The organism is Christiangramia sp. OXR-203 (genome assembly GCF_034372165.1).
In the GTDB taxonomy this organism is placed as follows: Bacteria; Bacteroidota; Bacteroidia; order Flavobacteriales; family Flavobacteriaceae; genus Christiangramia.
On record NZ_CP139698.1, the window covers coordinates 382066 to 397010 of the forward strand.

At 39.7% G+C, this 14945-nt stretch carries 15 protein-coding genes and 1 riboswitch; of the genes, 8 read left to right on the forward strand and 7 right to left on the reverse strand.

Annotated features, from left to right (window positions below):
• Positions 1 to 296: 296 nt before the first annotated feature.
• Positions 297 to 1655 carry a sigma-54 dependent transcriptional regulator gene (locus tag T8I65_RS01800; protein ID WP_322301793.1) on the forward strand — a complete coding sequence of 453 codons (1359 nt, stop codon included), beginning with the start codon at positions 297 to 299 and terminating at the stop codon, positions 1653 to 1655.
• Here the strand turns inward: T8I65_RS01800 and T8I65_RS01805 are convergent.
• Positions 1645 to 4080, reverse strand: a complete 2436-nt coding sequence (locus T8I65_RS01805; protein ID WP_322301794.1) for a hybrid sensor histidine kinase/response regulator — start codon at positions 4078 to 4080, stop codon at positions 1645 to 1647. The two genes, T8I65_RS01800 and T8I65_RS01805, sit on opposite strands and share 11 nt — an antisense overlap.
• 85 nt (positions 4081 to 4165) lie before the next feature.
• Positions 4166 to 4255, forward strand: a riboswitch (TPP riboswitch).
• Positions 4256 to 4360: 105 nt separating this feature from the next.
• On the opposite strand from T8I65_RS01805, the gene T8I65_RS01810 reads away from it, so the two are divergent.
• Positions 4361 to 6742: a TonB-dependent receptor gene (locus tag T8I65_RS01810; RefSeq protein ID WP_322301795.1), complete on the forward strand. Its 2382-nt coding sequence runs from the start codon at positions 4361 to 4363 to the stop codon at positions 6740 to 6742.
• A 67-nt stretch (positions 6743 to 6809) separates the two neighbouring features.
• On the opposite strand, the gene T8I65_RS01815 is transcribed toward T8I65_RS01810, so the two are convergent.
• Positions 6810 to 7238 carry a hypothetical protein gene (locus T8I65_RS01815; protein WP_322301796.1) on the reverse strand — a complete coding sequence of 143 codons (429 nt, stop codon included), beginning with the start codon at positions 7236 to 7238 and terminating at the stop codon, positions 6810 to 6812.
• Between the two features lie 250 nt (positions 7239 to 7488).
• Here T8I65_RS01815 and greA point away from each other — a divergent pair, with 250 nt between their 5' ends.
• From greA to T8I65_RS01830, 3 genes are all read left to right on the forward strand, one after another.
• Positions 7489 to 7965 (forward strand): transcription elongation factor GreA, encoded by a 477-nt coding sequence (gene greA / locus T8I65_RS01820; protein WP_141876630.1) that lies wholly within the window; start codon positions 7489 to 7491, stop codon positions 7963 to 7965.
• 100 nt (positions 7966 to 8065) lie between these two features.
• Positions 8066 to 8461, forward strand: coding sequence for an HIT family protein (locus tag T8I65_RS01825; RefSeq protein WP_298526621.1), 396 nt, complete (start codon positions 8066 to 8068; stop codon positions 8459 to 8461).
• Positions 8458 to 8871 carry a thioesterase family protein gene (locus T8I65_RS01830; RefSeq protein ID WP_322301797.1) on the forward strand — a complete coding sequence of 138 codons (414 nt, stop codon included), beginning with the start codon at positions 8458 to 8460 and terminating at the stop codon, positions 8869 to 8871. Before T8I65_RS01825 ends, T8I65_RS01830 begins: the two co-directional genes overlap by 4 nt.
• Here T8I65_RS01830 and T8I65_RS01835 read toward each other — a convergent pair.
• On the reverse strand, positions 8868 to 10016 hold the full coding sequence (locus tag T8I65_RS01835) for a HAMP domain-containing sensor histidine kinase (RefSeq protein ID WP_322301798.1): 1149 nt from the start codon (positions 10014 to 10016) through the stop codon (positions 8868 to 8870). The genes T8I65_RS01830 and T8I65_RS01835 overlap by 4 nt on opposite strands.
• 112 nt (positions 10017 to 10128) lie before the next feature.
• Between T8I65_RS01835 and T8I65_RS01840 the strand changes: the two genes are divergently transcribed.
• The 3 genes from T8I65_RS01840 (at position 10129) to aat (ending at position 12097) form a co-directional block, all read left to right on the forward strand.
• Positions 10129 to 11001, forward strand: a complete 873-nt coding sequence (locus tag T8I65_RS01840) for a flavin reductase family protein (protein WP_322301799.1) — start codon at positions 10129 to 10131, stop codon at positions 10999 to 11001.
• 7 nt (positions 11002 to 11008) lie between these two features.
• The gene (locus T8I65_RS01845) at positions 11009 to 11380 is read left to right on the forward strand and encodes a DUF3127 domain-containing protein (protein ID WP_295178663.1); all 372 of its coding nucleotides are present in this window, start codon (positions 11009 to 11011) and stop codon (positions 11378 to 11380) included.
• Positions 11381 to 11458: 78 nt separating this feature from the next.
• Positions 11459 to 12097, forward strand: coding sequence for a leucyl/phenylalanyl-tRNA--protein transferase (gene aat / locus T8I65_RS01850; RefSeq protein WP_322301800.1), 639 nt, complete (start codon positions 11459 to 11461; stop codon positions 12095 to 12097).
• Between the two features lie 3 nt (positions 12098 to 12100).
• On the opposite strand, the gene T8I65_RS01855 is transcribed toward aat, so the two are convergent.
• The 4 genes from T8I65_RS01855 to T8I65_RS01870 are packed head-to-tail and all read right to left on the reverse strand — an operon-like array spanning position 12101 to position 14941.
• Positions 12101 to 12703: a DNA-3-methyladenine glycosylase I gene (locus T8I65_RS01855; protein WP_322301801.1), complete on the reverse strand. Its 603-nt coding sequence runs from the start codon at positions 12701 to 12703 to the stop codon at positions 12101 to 12103.
• A 3-nt stretch (positions 12704 to 12706) separates the two neighbouring features.
• Complete coding sequence (locus T8I65_RS01860) at positions 12707 to 13420, reverse strand: hypothetical protein (RefSeq protein WP_322301802.1); 714 nt, start codon at positions 13418 to 13420, stop codon at positions 12707 to 12709.
• A gap of 20 nt (positions 13421 to 13440) precedes the next feature.
• Positions 13441 to 14157, reverse strand: a complete 717-nt coding sequence (gene truB / locus T8I65_RS01865; RefSeq protein ID WP_322301803.1) for a tRNA pseudouridine(55) synthase TruB — start codon at positions 14155 to 14157, stop codon at positions 13441 to 13443.
• Entirely contained in the window at positions 14147 to 14941 is a 795-nt protein-coding gene (locus tag T8I65_RS01870) for an undecaprenyl-diphosphate phosphatase (RefSeq protein ID WP_322301804.1), read from the reverse strand. Before T8I65_RS01870 ends, truB begins: the two co-directional genes overlap by 11 nt.
• Between the last annotated feature and the right edge of the window lie 4 nt (positions 14942 to 14945).

The window sequence follows — 14945 nt, forward strand, 5'->3', positions numbered from 1 at the left end:
CTGATCAATGAGAACCCAACTCAAGGCATATTGGATCTTATATGAAGTTTGAAAACTTGAAATTTATAGAAATGGTAGCAGCCCAGCTGCAACAACCATAACAACTAACACCAGATCCATTTCTATAAATTTTAAAGTTCATGACGCAGATCTGATCAAATGGAAACCAGTTACTTGCAAAATTTAAATTTTGCAGGCTACCTAAGGAGGCTTTTTCGAAGCCTCTTTTTTTATGCTTTCTTTTAAAACCATATGAGTTAAAGATTCTTACCTTTGCAGCTCACTAAAGCTATTCTATGTCTAAAGTTCTGGTCGTTGAAGACGATGTTGCCTTCGGTACTATGCTCAAAACCTTTTTAGAGAAAAGGGAGTATAAAGTCGAGCTGGTATTTTCTGCAGCTGAAGCATTCAATAAGATTGAAAAAAGCAACTTTGAACTTGTGCTTACAGATGTTCGTCTACCAGATCATGATGGCCTTGAGATCCTGAAAAGGGTTAAAGCTAAGGACATCGCTACTCAGGTGATCGTAATGACAAGTTATGCTGAAATCAGTATGGCTGTAAATGCAATGAAAGAAGGTGCATTCGATTATGTATCCAAGCCATTTCGACCTGAATCTATATTACAAACCATAGAAAACGCCTTGCGTACTAAGGTGGTAGCACCAAAAGAAGTTGCCGCGAAACCCGCAAAGAAAGCCAGCAAATCCAGTTCAACAACACAAAGACTTGATCTTGTAGAAGGCGTTAGTGAACCTTCCCGAAGACTTGCAGATTATGTGGAACTGGTATCCCCAACAAATATGTCGGTTTTGATCACCGGTGAAAGTGGTACGGGAAAAGAGCAGGTGGCAAAGAGCATCCATCTGGAAAGTAAAAGACGTGATGCGCCTTTTATCGCCGTAGATTGTGGAGCGATCCCAAAAGAGATAGCTTCCAGTGAATTCTTTGGTCATATTAAAGGTTCCTTTACTGGCGCGATAAACGATAAAACCGGTCACTTTGAAGCCGCTAACGGCGGAACATTGTTTCTTGATGAAATTGGAAATCTTAGTTATGAACTTCAGGTACAGTTATTACGTGCGCTTCAGGAAAGACGTGTGAAGCCTGTTGGAAGTAATAATGAAATAGAAGTAGATATTCGCGTGGTAACAGCAACCAATGAAGATCTCTCGAATGCAGTAAAAGAAGGTGATTTCCGTGAAGATCTTTACCATAGGCTAAATGAATTTTCAATAAAGATTCCGGCTCTTCGTGAGCGTAAAGAAGATTTGATGCTTTTTGCGAACCATTTTCTTGATGAGGCGAATAAGGACCTGGAGAAAAATGTGCTTGGCTTTACAGATAAAGCAATAGATGCTTTTAAGAACTATAACTGGCCTGGTAACCTTCGTGAACTTCGGAACATGGTAAAAAGAGCAGTATTGCTCACCCAGGAAGATCTAATTCCGCTAAAAGTTTTACCTCATGAGATCGCGACTTCCAGTCGTTCTACGGAAAATGATTACGGTCTGTTCAAGAATAAGAATGAAGAACAACTAATTCTTGATGCTCTTGAGAAAACCGATGGTAATAAAAGCAAAGCCGCCAGAATGCTTTCTATAGATAGAAAGACGCTTTATAATAAGCTGAAGCAGTACGGTATCAAACTATAATTTGCGCCTCGATATCTTTTATTAGCTTTTCAAGATTTTCCTGAAGATTCACGAATTTAGTCTCATCTACAGTTTTTCTTTCTTCTAACTTTAGTAGATCCGGCGTTATGGTATGTGCCTGCATTTGTCTAAGCATGGGTAACATTTTATGAGCAGTTTTGCCTAATTCATCCTCGTTCTGACTTTCCCATGCCGATTTCAACTGTTCCATACTTTCTTTTGTTCCCTCGATAAAGGCGCGAAGTATTTCTTTAAAGGCATCATCATCTTTACCAGCAAATTCATAAATTTCAGAAAGATCGTAAAGTACTGTTTGTAGCTCTGTAGATTCTCCCTGCACATTACTGGAAATTGGTTCTTTATGTTCCAGATCCAGCACTTCAGCAATGGTTTCTTTTAAAGTTGCAGATTTATATGGTTTCAGTAACTTTTCATCGAAACCGGCATCCATATAGACTTGTTTCTCAAGATCTGTACGACCCGATAAAGCGATTACGGGTAGATGCATGATCTCATCGGTGCCGCGAATAGTCTTAATTAGTTCAAAACCATCCAGCACTGGCATTTGAATATCGGTGAGAATAAGATCATATTCTTTCCCATTAATCTTTTCCAGCGCGATCTTACCATTTGCAGCAGTATCAATTTCGAAACCCATAGATCTGGATAGTTCTACGGTAAGGGATAATTGTCCAGGTTCGTCATCTACTACCAGCGCTTTTAGTCCTGAAGCAGCATAATTCTTCTCGATTTTCTTTTCTGAAGATTTCTTCAACTTTTTACCTGAAGGCTGATATTTCTCGACTGGAATTTCAATGATAAATTCACTTCCCATCCCGGGTTCACTTTCCACTCTGATGTCACCTTCTAATAAATGCGCCAGTCTTTTCGTGATGGCAAGTCCAAGACCGGTACCGCCAAATTTCTTCTCAATACTATTATCTTCCTGGGAGAATTCCTCGAAAATACTATCCTGTTTTTCTTTTGAGATCCCGATCCCGGAATCTTTGACTCTTAATTCAAGAATTTCTCTGTTCTTCTTCGGTTTTACGAGATTTGCAGAGATGACAATGCTTCCTTCTTCAGTAAATTTCCAGGCATTTGAGATCAGGTTCGCCAGGATCTGTTTAATTCTGAAAGGATCACTTACCAGCTGCATTTTTGCTTCAGGAGCAACAACTATTTTAATACTTACATTTTTGGTCCTTTCCGCAGGAATAATATTATTTACAGTATCCTCGATCAATTTGCCGGGGTGGAAAGCTAGTTTTTCTATCAGCATTTTTCCCGCTTCGAGTTTGGAGAGATCCAGCAAATCATTGACCAGTCTCAGGATAAATTCTGAAGATTTTTTGATCTGCTTTAAATAATATGCTTGCTTTTCATCAAGATCGGTTTTCTGTATAAGATCTGTATATCCCATGACGGTTGTCAATGGGCTTCGAAGATCATGAGTGATCGCAGCCATGAACTGCTCTCTACTGGCCAGTAGTGATTCTGCAAAATTCTTGGCCTCTTCCAGTTGCACCCTGTATCGCTGACTTCTGGTAATATCACCAATAATATTAATGATAAAATAAAGGATGATCAGGATAATAATACAGCTCCCAATTAGAATGATCGTGGAAGTTTTGTCCAGCATATTCTGAAAAGTCTCTGCTCGTTCCAATGAATTTTTTCGTTCGCTTTTCTCTAAATTAGATAGCAAACCCTGTAATTGCTGATTCAGGATCATATCATTATTGAGTAACTCATTTTCCTTCTGAACCACCTCATTTTGAAACTGTCGGTTAGCAAATTCAAGGTCGGTTAATACTCTCTTGACAGATTTGACCAGCGAATCCAGACGCTGAGTAGTAATATTTTCGGCATTATCTTCTCTCGAATATTCCAGCCACTTTACCAGTACATCCTTTTGATAAGATTTTAAATTCCTGAATCTGTTCTCGTAATTATAATCCTTGAAAGACTGGTCGATATTCCGAAGTTCCCCAAGAGCTTTCCGGTAATAATTGGTATTCCTGTCGGTATCTCGCAAAGCAACCAGCTCCTTCAGGTTTTCTGTCTTTTGTTCCAGAAGTTGGTAAATACTATCTGCTTCGTCTTCAAAATCAAGTTGAGTGTAACTTGTCTCCAGTTCGTTGATCTTGAATTTTATACTATCAATTTGAGAGTTGTAAAGTTGTAGCTCTTCCTCATTCCCGGTTTGTATCAAACGCCGGCTTGTATTTTCAGATTCATTCAGGTTGGTGGAAATCTCAGATACCAAAATGAGCTGCTGTGTATTTTCAGTATTCGTCTGGGCAATTTCAGAATAGGTGAGCACCTGGTTATAAATATACCAGACAGCAAGCCCGGCGAGAATGGAAACAATCACATATCCTGCAACAACCTTTACTGTTAAAGAGCGTTTCGTATTTAGCATAAAATTCCTGTGTGCTTAAAAATCTTTATTCCCAATTTTCCTCAAATGTATTGCATTTCTAAAAAAGCATATTACATTTGCGGCATAATCTCATAAGGGGTGCCTTCACGGGCTGAGATCATACCCAATGAACCTGGGCAGGTAATGCTGCCAAGGGATACGCACGAAAGTGCGGTGTATGTACTCCTGTTATTGCCATATTGGTAATCTCAGGATTTTTTATTTTATAACTAAATCAGGAAAGAATAATTGCCCCTTTTATTCGTAGAAAATTTTGCGAATGAAACATTTATTATCTTTTGTGGCGCTGCTGGCAATTTCTGTTCAGGCCTATGCACAGGATTACAAAATCAGTGGTATCGTAACTGAAAATGGAAATCCTATCGATGGAGCTTCAGTTTATCTACAAAGTACAGGCTCTGGAACTTTGACCAACGAAAAAGGTTACTACGAACTTGAACTTTCAGAAGGAAATTATACGGTTATCTTTTCCTTCGGAAATCAAAGAAGTAGAACTGTAAATCTAACCGAAGACACGACTTTAAATATTGATCTTGCCGGAGCGCAGGAATCTCTGGATGAAGTATTTTTATCTTCTGTGAGGGTGACCGATGAATCTCCAATTACCTATAGCAATTTAAGTAACGAAGAAATTGCCGACAGGAATCTTGGACAGGATATCCCGGTACTTATGAGCTATATGCCCAATGTGGTTACCACAACCGATGCCGGGAACGGTGTTGGATACACGGGAATTCGTGTTCGTGGTAGTGATGCAACAAGGGTGAATGTAACCATCAACGGTGTGCCTTATAATGATTCTGAAAGTCAGGGAACTTTTTGGGTGAACCTGGGAGATTTTGCTTCTTCCGTAGAAAATTTACAGCTACAGCGTGGTGTGGGAACATCAACCAATGGAGCAGGTGCCTTTGGGGCGAGTCTTAACATCCTTACAGATGCTTACAAAGAAGAACCTCAGGGAGAGATCGCGAACAGTATTGGTTCTTACAATACTTTTAAACATACCGTAAAATTTAGCACTGGTCTTATTAATGATCATTTCAGTTTTACTGGACGTGCTTCAAAAATTAGAAGTGATGGTTATATAGACCGGGCAAGTAGTGATTTAAAATCGTACTTTCTACAGGGATCTTTCGTAGATGATAATACACTTATTAAAGCACTTACTTTTGGTGGTAGCGAAAGAACATACCAGGCCTGGTATGGTATCGATGCTGAAACACTTGAAAATGACCGCACATTTAATCCAGCAGGAATCTATACCGATGAAGATGGAAACACGAAATTCTATGACGGGCAGACAGATAATTATAAACAGGATCATTACCAGTTACTATGGAACCAGGATTTTGGGTCTAACTGGTCTACAAATCTTGCACTTCACTATACCTATGGTCGTGGATATTACGAGGAATATGAAGAAGATGCAGATCTTCAGGAATTCGGACTTCCCTTATTCATGTCTAACGGAGAGGAAATTGCATCTTCAGATCTTGTAGGGACCAAATGGCTGGATAATCATTTCTACGGAACTGTTTTTAGCGTGAACTATGAAAATACAAACTGGGATCTTACGCTTGGTGGAGGATGGAACAAATATGAAGGTGATCATTATGGCGAGGTAATCTATACCAGATTTGCTAGAAATAGTGACCCTTACGAACCATACTATTTCAATCAGGCAGATAAAACCGACTTCAATATCTACGGAAAAGCAAACTTTGCGATTACTGAAAAACTTGGAGGTTATTTAGATCTTCAGTTAAGAACGGTGAACTATGAAACCGACGGACTTCTGGATGACCAGACTCGATTTTTAAACGATGATAACTTTAGTTTCTTTAATCCGAAGGCTGGGTTAACCTATCAATTGAATGAAGGTGACCAGTTCTACCTATCCTATGCACGTGCTCATCGTGAGCCAAGTCGTGGTGATTACGAAAATGGAGATCCGGAACCTGAAGAATTGAATGATTTTGAACTTGGATGGAGACATCAAAGCACCAATTTCGTTTTGAACACAAACCTTTATTATATGGATTATCAAAACCAGCTCGTGCTTACCGGTGGGCTTGATGATGTTGGGGCGTTTATTCGCCAGAATAGTGGAAATTCCTACCGACTTGGATTAGAGGTAGATGCAACAGTTAGAGTGACTGACAACTTTAATATTCGACCAAATGTTGCCTTAAGCCGAAATAAAAATGTGGACTTTGTTTCCCCGTTCGATGGAGAACTGGTAGCCTATGGAGATACAGATATTTCATATTCACCTGAGATAGTCGCTGCGAACATGCTGGATTACTCACCGGTGAACGGGCTCGAACTTAAATTTCTCTCTAAATATGTTGGGGAGCAGTTTATGAGTAATGTAGAAGCAGAAAATTCTAAACTGGACAGCTATTTCGTGAACGATTTTAATGTGCAGTATACCTGGGAAAAAGCCTGGATGTTTCGTGAGATCGTACTTACAGGGCTGGTAAATAATATATTTGGAGAAGAATACGTGTCTAACGGGTATTATTATACCTATGATATTTCCAGCGATACTAATCCATCTGGAGTGCAAACCTTTGATGGAGCTGGATATTATCCACAGGCAACAACAAACTTCTTACTTGGACTTACATTGAAGTTTTAAACCAATTTTAATGCATTTTTAGCAGCCTTCTTTTCAAATTGTAGGGGTTTGAAGAGAAGGCTTTTTTTTAGTTGAAGATCTGCAGTACGTTGCCAGACCGCTCAACTCTATATGGTTTCATACCGTATTCACCTTCTCCTTCTGAAAGTTGTCCTGTGATCACATTATAAGAATTATCATCACAATTACAGTTTGCGATCACACCATTCAGTGTCATTGCAGAACAGGATCTTGGCGGGTGGTTTGGATCACTTAGTTCAAAAGCTACAAATTGATCATTGTTAATATTGTAAATAACAACACCTTTTACTCCATAATTGTAGGTCGCGTAAGCGTTTCCTGGAAACTGAAGATCGTTGTATTCAGGTAAAGATAAATTTACCTGAAACCTGAAATTTAGATCTGCGAGATTTGGGTTGTTGTTAAACGAATCATCAGACCCGGAACAGGCTGTAAGTAGTACATAAATTGGAAATAGACTAAGTAGTTTCTTCATATAAATTGAATTCAGTCGAAAATAATATAATTGCTCCAAAAGATTAAATTTCTTACATTTGTTCAAAGAAATCCCGTAATTCATGGGATTTTTTTAATTAATAATGCAATAGTTTGAACCCGGAGCACTAAAAATTTGTAGATCCGGGCTTTTCCACGTCGTGGAACCATAAAAATTACCAGATCATTAAGCTATTAATTCCGCAATCTAACCCTGGGTTATTTCCGCGGAATTTTAAAACGATAAAGTTATGAGTAAAGTATCTTATTACACCCCTGAAGGGTTGAAAAAACTTAGAGATGAGCTCAACCAATTGAAAGATGTTGAGAGACCAAAAGCGTCAAATGCTATTGGTGAAGCGAGAGATAAGGGAGATCTTAGTGAAAACGCTGAATATGATGCTGCCAAGGAAGCCCAAGGATTACTGGAATTGAAAATTTCCAAACTGGAAGAAGTTATGGCTAACGCACGAGTGATCGATGAATCTCAACTGGATACTTCCAAAGTGCTAGTGCACTCGCATGTAAAAATTAAAAACCAGACCAACGGAGCAGAGATGACTTATAAGCTGGTTGCACAAAGCGAAGCCGATTTAAAATCTGGAAAGATCTCTGTAGATTCTCCAATTGGTAAAGGTTTACTTGGAAAAAAAGTAGGCGATACTGCTGAAATTCAGGTGCCCAACGGTACAGTTACCTTTGATGTGATCGAGATCTGGAGAGAGTAACAGTTCATTACAGTTAAAATATGATCCTTTTCTTTCATCTTATTTTTAAGATTTGAGAAAAGGATTTTTTAATTTTAAGGCAAACCAACCATACTAAATTATGTCAACCTTATTTACAAAAATCGTTAGAGGAGAAGTACCAGCTTATAAAGTAGCAGAGAACAGTCAGTTTCTTGCATTCCTCGATGTGAATCCAAACGGGAAAGGTCACACGCTCTGCATTCCGAAAAAGGAAGTGGATAAGATCTGGGACCTTGAGGAAGAGATCTACCAGGAATTAATGCGTTTCTCCAGAAGTGTTGCTCTTGCACTTGAGAAGACCGTTCCCTGCAAAAGAGTGGGAATGGCCGTTATTGGACTAGAAGTGCCACATACCCATGTACATCTTATTCCTTTAAATACTATGGATGAAATGAACTTCTCCAACAAAGTGAAAATGACTGAAGAGGAATTTCAGGAACTTGCAGAAAAAATTCATGCGAACGTAGAGTTGTGAAAGAAATCGCAGATTATAAACTGAGCCTGGAACTCAGGATAGACTGGAGCGATCTGGATATGTATCAGCATGTGAATAATATCACGTTCATGCGCTTTATGCAAAGTGGTAGAGTCAATTTCTGGGAAGCAACCGGTATCCACGAGTTCTATCAGAAAACAAATAAGGGAACCATGCTGGTGTCTACGAATTGTGATTTCAAGCGGCCTTTACACTATCCGGGAATTGCACGAATTTTGACCAGGTTGGATAAGGTAGGAAATAGTAGCTTCTCCATAAGACACTTGATAGTGAACAATGAGAATCAGATCTGTGCCGAAGGACTGGATACAGTAGTCTGCTATGATTTTGATAAGAACTGCACTTTCCCGGTTCCAGATTGGTTAAGGAAAAAGATAAGCCAGTATTAGATCTTTTTAAGACTTATCTGGAAGGTCGTGCCTTTTCCAATCTCACTTTTAGCAACCTTGATCTTACCCTGGTGATATTCCTCTATAATTCTTCTGGCTAAAGAAAGACCAAGTCCCCAACCACGTTTTTTGGTGGTTTGTCCGGGCTCGAAGATCACTTTAAATTTGTTCTTGTCGATGCCTTTTCCTGTATCTGTAATGTAGATATGTGCCTGCTTCATATCCTGCTTGATCTCGATCAAAAGCTCTCCTTTTCCACGCATGGCATCTATTGCATTCTTAACCAGGTTTTCTATGGTCCAGCTATAGAGTTGTTCATTAAGCATAACCCAGATTGGTTGCCTTGGAGTCTGAATGCTGAAATCAATTAGATTGGAACTTCTCAATTTCAAATAGTCAAAACTTTCCCGGGTAGCTTCTACAATATTTATCTCCTTCAGATTTGGTGCTGATCCAATTTTCGAAAATCTTTCAGTAATGGTCTGTAAGCGGTCGATATCCTTTTCCATCTCCTTGATATAAGAAGGATCCACATCTTCAGATTTTAAAATTTCCGTCCACCCGATTAAGGAGCTCAGCGGAGTCCCGATTTGATGGGCAGTCTCCTTGGCCATACCCGCCCACAACTTGTTCTGTTCACTATTCTTTGTAGTTGTATAAAAGAAGTAAACGACCCCAATAAACAGAAAGCCTATAAGAGTAAGACCAATAGGGTAGTATTTGAGTTTATTAAGTGCGGGTGAATTTCCGTAGTATAAATTCTGGACCTGCCCTTCTCCAAGATCTACTGCAATTGGTTCGTTTTCCTCTTTAAGCTCAATTAGATATTCTTCTAATCTTTCGCGATCTTCCAGGATCACAGGATCAATATTCGTCGTGTAGGCGATCGCTCCATCTTCATTGGTATGGATGATGGGAATCGTAGTGTTGTTATTCAGGATCTCAAGGATCAGGCTAAGATCAGCATCTTCGGGAGCTGCACTTAGTTCTTCCTGCGCCTGCGCCCAGATATTCATTTTAGCTCTTTCGTCTTCCTTAAGCCGTTGAAAAAAGATACTGGTGTTCCAAAGGACCAACGCGGTAACCACAAGACAGGAAAGAATGATAAACCAGCGATTGAAGCTGCGTTCGTCGGGTAGATTCATGTATTACTACGGCTTTATAGAATAAATATAAGCGTTTTAAAATGATTTTTATTGTAATGCTTTGGCTTTTCATTCCCTCTACATTTCTTTATCTTTGGCGAAAATAAAGTATATGTTCAGTATAGAGCCAAAAGATATAGGTACAGGTAAATTACATCAGTATTTACTTGGGTCTATTGGACCAAGACCTATTGCTTTTGCAAGTACCATTGACGAGGAGGGGAAACCTAATTTATCTCCTTTTAGTTTTTTCAATGTTTTTGGGGCGAATCCTCCGGTTCTTATATTTTCTCCTGCCAGAAGAGGACGGGACAATACCACCAAGCATACTTTTGAGAATGCAAAAAAAGTAGATGAGGTGGTGATCAATGTTGTAAATTACGACATTGTTCAGCAAATGTCGCTTTCAAGTACTGAGTATGAAGAAGGTGTAAATGAGTTCGAGAAAGCCGGGCTTACAATGCTGAAATCTGATCTGGTGAAGCCATTTCGTGTGGCAGAATCTCCGGTTCAAATGGAATGCAAGATCGTTGATATCATTGAAACCGGAACTGAAGGTGGAGCTGGAAATCTTGTGATCTGTCACGTGGTCAAGATCCATGTAAAGGAAGAAGTTCTGGATGAAAACGGTTATATCGATCAATATAAAATAGACCAGGTAGCCCGTATGGGTGGCAATTGGTATTCAAGAGCCAGAACAGGGATGTTCGAAGTTCCTAAGCCGCTTTCCACTTTAGGAATTGGGGTAGATGCAATGCCAGAAGAGATTAGAAACAGTAAAGTTCTAACTGGTAATGATCTTGGGAAACTTGGAAATGTAGAATCCTTGCCAGATGAAGCCGAAATTCAGGATTTTAAGAAACACGAAGCTGGAGTGGCTGAATTAGTTGAAAACAAGGATCAGGAGAAAATTCATAAACAGGCACAGCGGTATCTTGAACAGGATGAGCCGATGAAAGCCTGGAAAATATTATTAGCAAAATAGAGATAAAATGGAAGTACAGGGAAAAATCAAATTAATAGGAGATACAAAGACCTTCGGAAATAATGGGTTTCAGAAGAGAGAAATGGTTGTGACGACAGAGGAGCAATATCCTCAGCATATCATGATCGAATTCGTTCAGGATAAATGTAGTCTTCTGGATGCCTTTAAAGTAGGTCAGCCAGTAAAGGTTGGCATCAACCTTAGAGGTAGAGAATGGGTGAGCCCACAAGGGGAAACTAAATACTTTAATTCTGTACAGGGTTGGAGAATTGAGAACCTTGCCGCTCAACAGCCGTCTGGAGGTAACGTACCACCACCAGACCAGTTCGAGCCAGCAAGTGATTTGAACGAAGAGGATTATGACGATCTGCCTTTCTAAGGAGAAGTCTTATAAAAATTAAAAGTCCGGTGATTATTTCATCGGACTTTTTTAATTTCATTAAACAATTTTAAGCGCGTGTATTTTATAAGTCCGGACCAAAAATTTCCTCCAGTAGAGCTGGCAGATGAAGACGGTTTTCTAGCAGTTACCCGGGAACTTAGTATTGATCGAATACTGGAGGCTTATCACTTAGGGATCTTTCCTTGGTATAGTGAAGGCCAGCCTGTTTTATGGTGGTCGCCAGATCCCAGAATGGTACTATTTCCTGAAGAGCTGAAGGTTTCGAAAAGTATGCGTCCTTACCTGAATCAAAACAAATTTCAGATAACTTTCAATCAGGATTTTGAAGCGGTCATCGATCACTGCGGAAAAGTTTTCAGAAAAGGTCAGGATGGTACCTGGATCACTCCGGAGATAAAGAGATCTTACCTGGAGTTACATCGAATGGGAATAGCCATTTCAGCTGAAGTATGGGATGATCATACTTTGGTTGGAGGTTTATACGGAATTTATCTTCGGGAGAAAAAACTATTCTGCGGTGAAAGTATGTTTGCCAATGTGAGCAATGCGTCCAAGTTTGGATTTATAAAAATGGTCCGGAAGCTTCAGGAAGAAGGTATACAACTAATAGATTGCCAGGTGTATACAGATCATCTTGCCAGCCTGGGAGCACGGGAAATTCCGAGAGAAGAGTTTTTTGGTTATCTAAAGTAGCGACTAATAGTTTTCAAGTTTCATCTTTTCACCAAGTTTCCGGATCTCATCATAACGAAAACAATCGATTTCATGGTCATTGACCATTCCGGTTGCCTGCATATGTGCATAGATCACTGTGGAGCCGGTAAACTTAAAACCGCGTTTCTTCAGGTCTTTTGATAACTGGTCGCTGATATCTGTAGTCGCAGGTGCTTCCTTATAATTCTTTACTTTATTCTGTATTGGAGTGCCATCCACAAAGTTCCAGATATACCTACAAAAACTGCCAAACTCATCCTGAATTTTGATGAATTGTTGTGCATTATTCACGGTGGCTCTAATTTTCAATTGGTTCCGGATGATTCCGGCATTTTCCATTAGTTTCGTGATCTTAGGTTCTTTATATAAAGCGATCTTTCTATAATCGAAATCATCAAATGCTTCCCTGAAATTATGCCTTTTTCTTAATACTGTGATCCAGCTCAATCCCGCCTGAAAGGTTTCAAGAGTAAGAAATTCAAATAAATTATGGTCATCAAGCACCGGAACTCCCCATTCCTGGTCATGATAGGCTTCATAGAGCGCATCTCCTTCACACCAACCACATCGTTTTGGTTCTGCCATAGTTTAAGATCTAAAATAATAGGTGATGGTTCCCGGCTGCTCGTTCTTGCCAGCAAGCTTACTAAACCTGGCTCCTGCTGCATATTCCATAGCTCTTTCAACCAGACATTCATTACCTGATGTAGAACTGCCTTTATTCAGGCTGGTGTCAATAACAAACCCATTCGCATCTACACTAATGTTGATCACGATCTTACCTGCAACGTCGCAGGTATAAACAGGATTCGGAATCTTAACTGCACGACGGCCCTTTAGGGAAAATGAAATACTGCTATAATCATACACTGCCGATTTTTGTGAGCTCTCTTCAGAGGAATCATCACCGTTCGAAGCATCTTTGTTCCTGTCAGCAGTTTTTTTATTAACCTGGTAATTTCCCTCGCCCTGGGTATCTTCGCTTTGCTCGGCCTCCTGTCGGGCACTATTCTTCTGGAAAATTTCGTCCAGCTTGTTCTTCATTTCTGCATCCCGGGCTTCCTTATCTTCATTGTAAGCCTTGTTGGTCTGGACGTTTCTTCGGGGTTGCTTAGGTTGCTCTTCCTGTTCTTCAGGTTCCTCTTCCGGAGCCTTTTCCTTCTGAAATTGCTCAAGATCCACGAGCATTTCTCCAGCTGCTTTTTTCTGGTTGGCCATGTTGAGATTATACAGCGCCAGGAATAGCACAGCAAATAGCAGGGAAGTAATGATTAGAGCTTTGTGTTTGTCGAAAAAATCCATGGATTAGAGTTTCCTCTATCTTAAATGTTCTCCCGTGAAGGTAAGAATTTTTCGAAAGATTCGATATCCATGGCATTTTCTACCGAATATTCTCCTATGCCGGTTCTTCTCAATGCTGAAAGATGTGCTCCACTGTCTAAAGCCATCCCAAATTCGTGAGCCAGGCTACGAATGTATGTTCCTTTACTACAAACTACTCTGAAGTCTATGTCTGGAAATTTACTAAAGTCAATATCAAAAGCGTTTATTTCGATCTCTCGTTTTTTGACTTCAACTTGTTCACCTTCCCGGGCATATTCATAAAGTCGCTTTCCATCCTTTTTCAAAGCTGAAAAGACCGGTGGTGTCTGTTCGATCTTTCCAATAAATTTTCTACTGGTTTCCAGCAACTTTTCTTCAGTAATGTGAGAAGTTTCGAATGTTGCATCAAATTCAGTTTCGAGATCAAAAGAAGGTGTCGTTGCACCAAGACTAATAGTTCCCATATATTCTTTGATCTGTCCCTGTAGATCGGGAATGGTTTTGGTAAACTTTCCTGTGCAAATAATCAAAAGTCCGGTAGCCAGCGGATCTAAAGTTCCAGCATGACCAACTTTGATTTTCTTGATATTACAGCTTCTTCTAATGAGCCATCTTACTTTGTTCACCAGCTGGAAAGAAGTCCAGCTCAATGGTTTGTCAAATAGCAGTACCTGTCCGGCTTTAAATTCTTCCGCAGTAAATTGTTTATTGAGCATACGCAAAAATAATCGCTGCGATTCCCACTACAAAACAATAGATGGCAAACCAGGAAAGCTTGCTTTTTTTAACAAGAGTGATCATCCAGGTGCAGGCAACCAATCCGGCGATAAAAGCCGATATGAAACCTACCGCAAGTGCTGTTAGGTCTGTGGAACTGGAAGTTAATTCTCCGCCTAAAAGATCCTTAGCTATCTTTCCGAAGATGAGAGGCACTACCATTAAGAATGAAAATCTAGCAGCTTTCGTTTTGTCGTTTCCAAGCAAAACAGAAGTTGAAATAGTTGCTCCACTTCTTGAAATCCCTGGTAGCATAGCGATCGCCTGAGCAACTCCAATTACAAATGCATTGGAATAGCTTACCTTTTTTCCGGTATCTTTCGCTTTATCTGCAAGCCATAAAAGCAATGCAGTCACAAGTAGCATAAATCCAACAAATAATATATTTCCTCCAAAAAGCGCTTCAAGCTGTTCTTCAAAAAGTAATCCTACTATAACAGCAGGAAGCATAGAAATAATAATCTTCAGTGAAAACTGGGTTTCTTCGTTCCATTTAAAACTGAATAGACCTCTTAAAATTTCAAAAACATCTTTTCTGAAAATTACCAGGGTGCTTAATGCGGTAGCAAAGTGGAGTACTACGGTAAATAGTAGTGATTCTTCAGGTACACTGGTATCCCCAAGAATAGCTTTTCCTAATTCTAAATGTCCGCTTGAGGAAACTGGTAAAAATTCAGTAAGTCCCTGGATGATCCCGAGGATCACCGCATCTAATAGATCCAAATTC

What these genes read in the sequence shown, in the direction of transcription:
- T8I65_RS01800 (WP_322301793.1), top strand. Translation starts at nt 297, where the DNA reads ATGTCTAAAGTTCTGGTCGTTGAAGACGATGTTGCCTTCGGTACTATG.
- T8I65_RS01805 (WP_322301794.1), bottom strand. Translation starts at nt 4,080, where the DNA reads ATGCTAAATACGAAACGCTCTTTAACAGTAAAGGTTGTTGCAGGATAT.
- T8I65_RS01810 (WP_322301795.1), top strand. Translation starts at nt 4,361, where the DNA reads ATGAAACATTTATTATCTTTTGTGGCGCTGCTGGCAATTTCTGTTCAG.
- T8I65_RS01815 (WP_322301796.1), bottom strand. Translation starts at nt 7,238, where the DNA reads ATGAAGAAACTACTTAGTCTATTTCCAATTTATGTACTACTTACAGCC.
- greA (WP_141876630.1), top strand. Translation starts at nt 7,489, where the DNA reads ATGAGTAAAGTATCTTATTACACCCCTGAAGGGTTGAAAAAACTTAGA.
- T8I65_RS01825 (WP_298526621.1), top strand. Translation starts at nt 8,066, where the DNA reads ATGTCAACCTTATTTACAAAAATCGTTAGAGGAGAAGTACCAGCTTAT.
- T8I65_RS01835 (WP_322301798.1), bottom strand. Translation starts at nt 10,016, where the DNA reads ATGAATCTACCCGACGAACGCAGCTTCAATCGCTGGTTTATCATTCTT.
- T8I65_RS01840 (WP_322301799.1), top strand. Translation starts at nt 10,129, where the DNA reads ATGTTCAGTATAGAGCCAAAAGATATAGGTACAGGTAAATTACATCAG.
- T8I65_RS01845 (WP_295178663.1), top strand. Translation starts at nt 11,009, where the DNA reads ATGGAAGTACAGGGAAAAATCAAATTAATAGGAGATACAAAGACCTTC.
- T8I65_RS01855 (WP_322301801.1), bottom strand. Translation starts at nt 12,703, where the DNA reads ATGGCAGAACCAAAACGATGTGGTTGGTGTGAAGGAGATGCGCTCTAT.
- T8I65_RS01860 (WP_322301802.1), bottom strand. Translation starts at nt 13,420, where the DNA reads ATGGATTTTTTCGACAAACACAAAGCTCTAATCATTACTTCCCTGCTA.
- truB (WP_322301803.1), bottom strand. Translation starts at nt 14,157, where the DNA reads ATGCTCAATAAACAATTTACTGCGGAAGAATTTAAAGCCGGACAGGTA.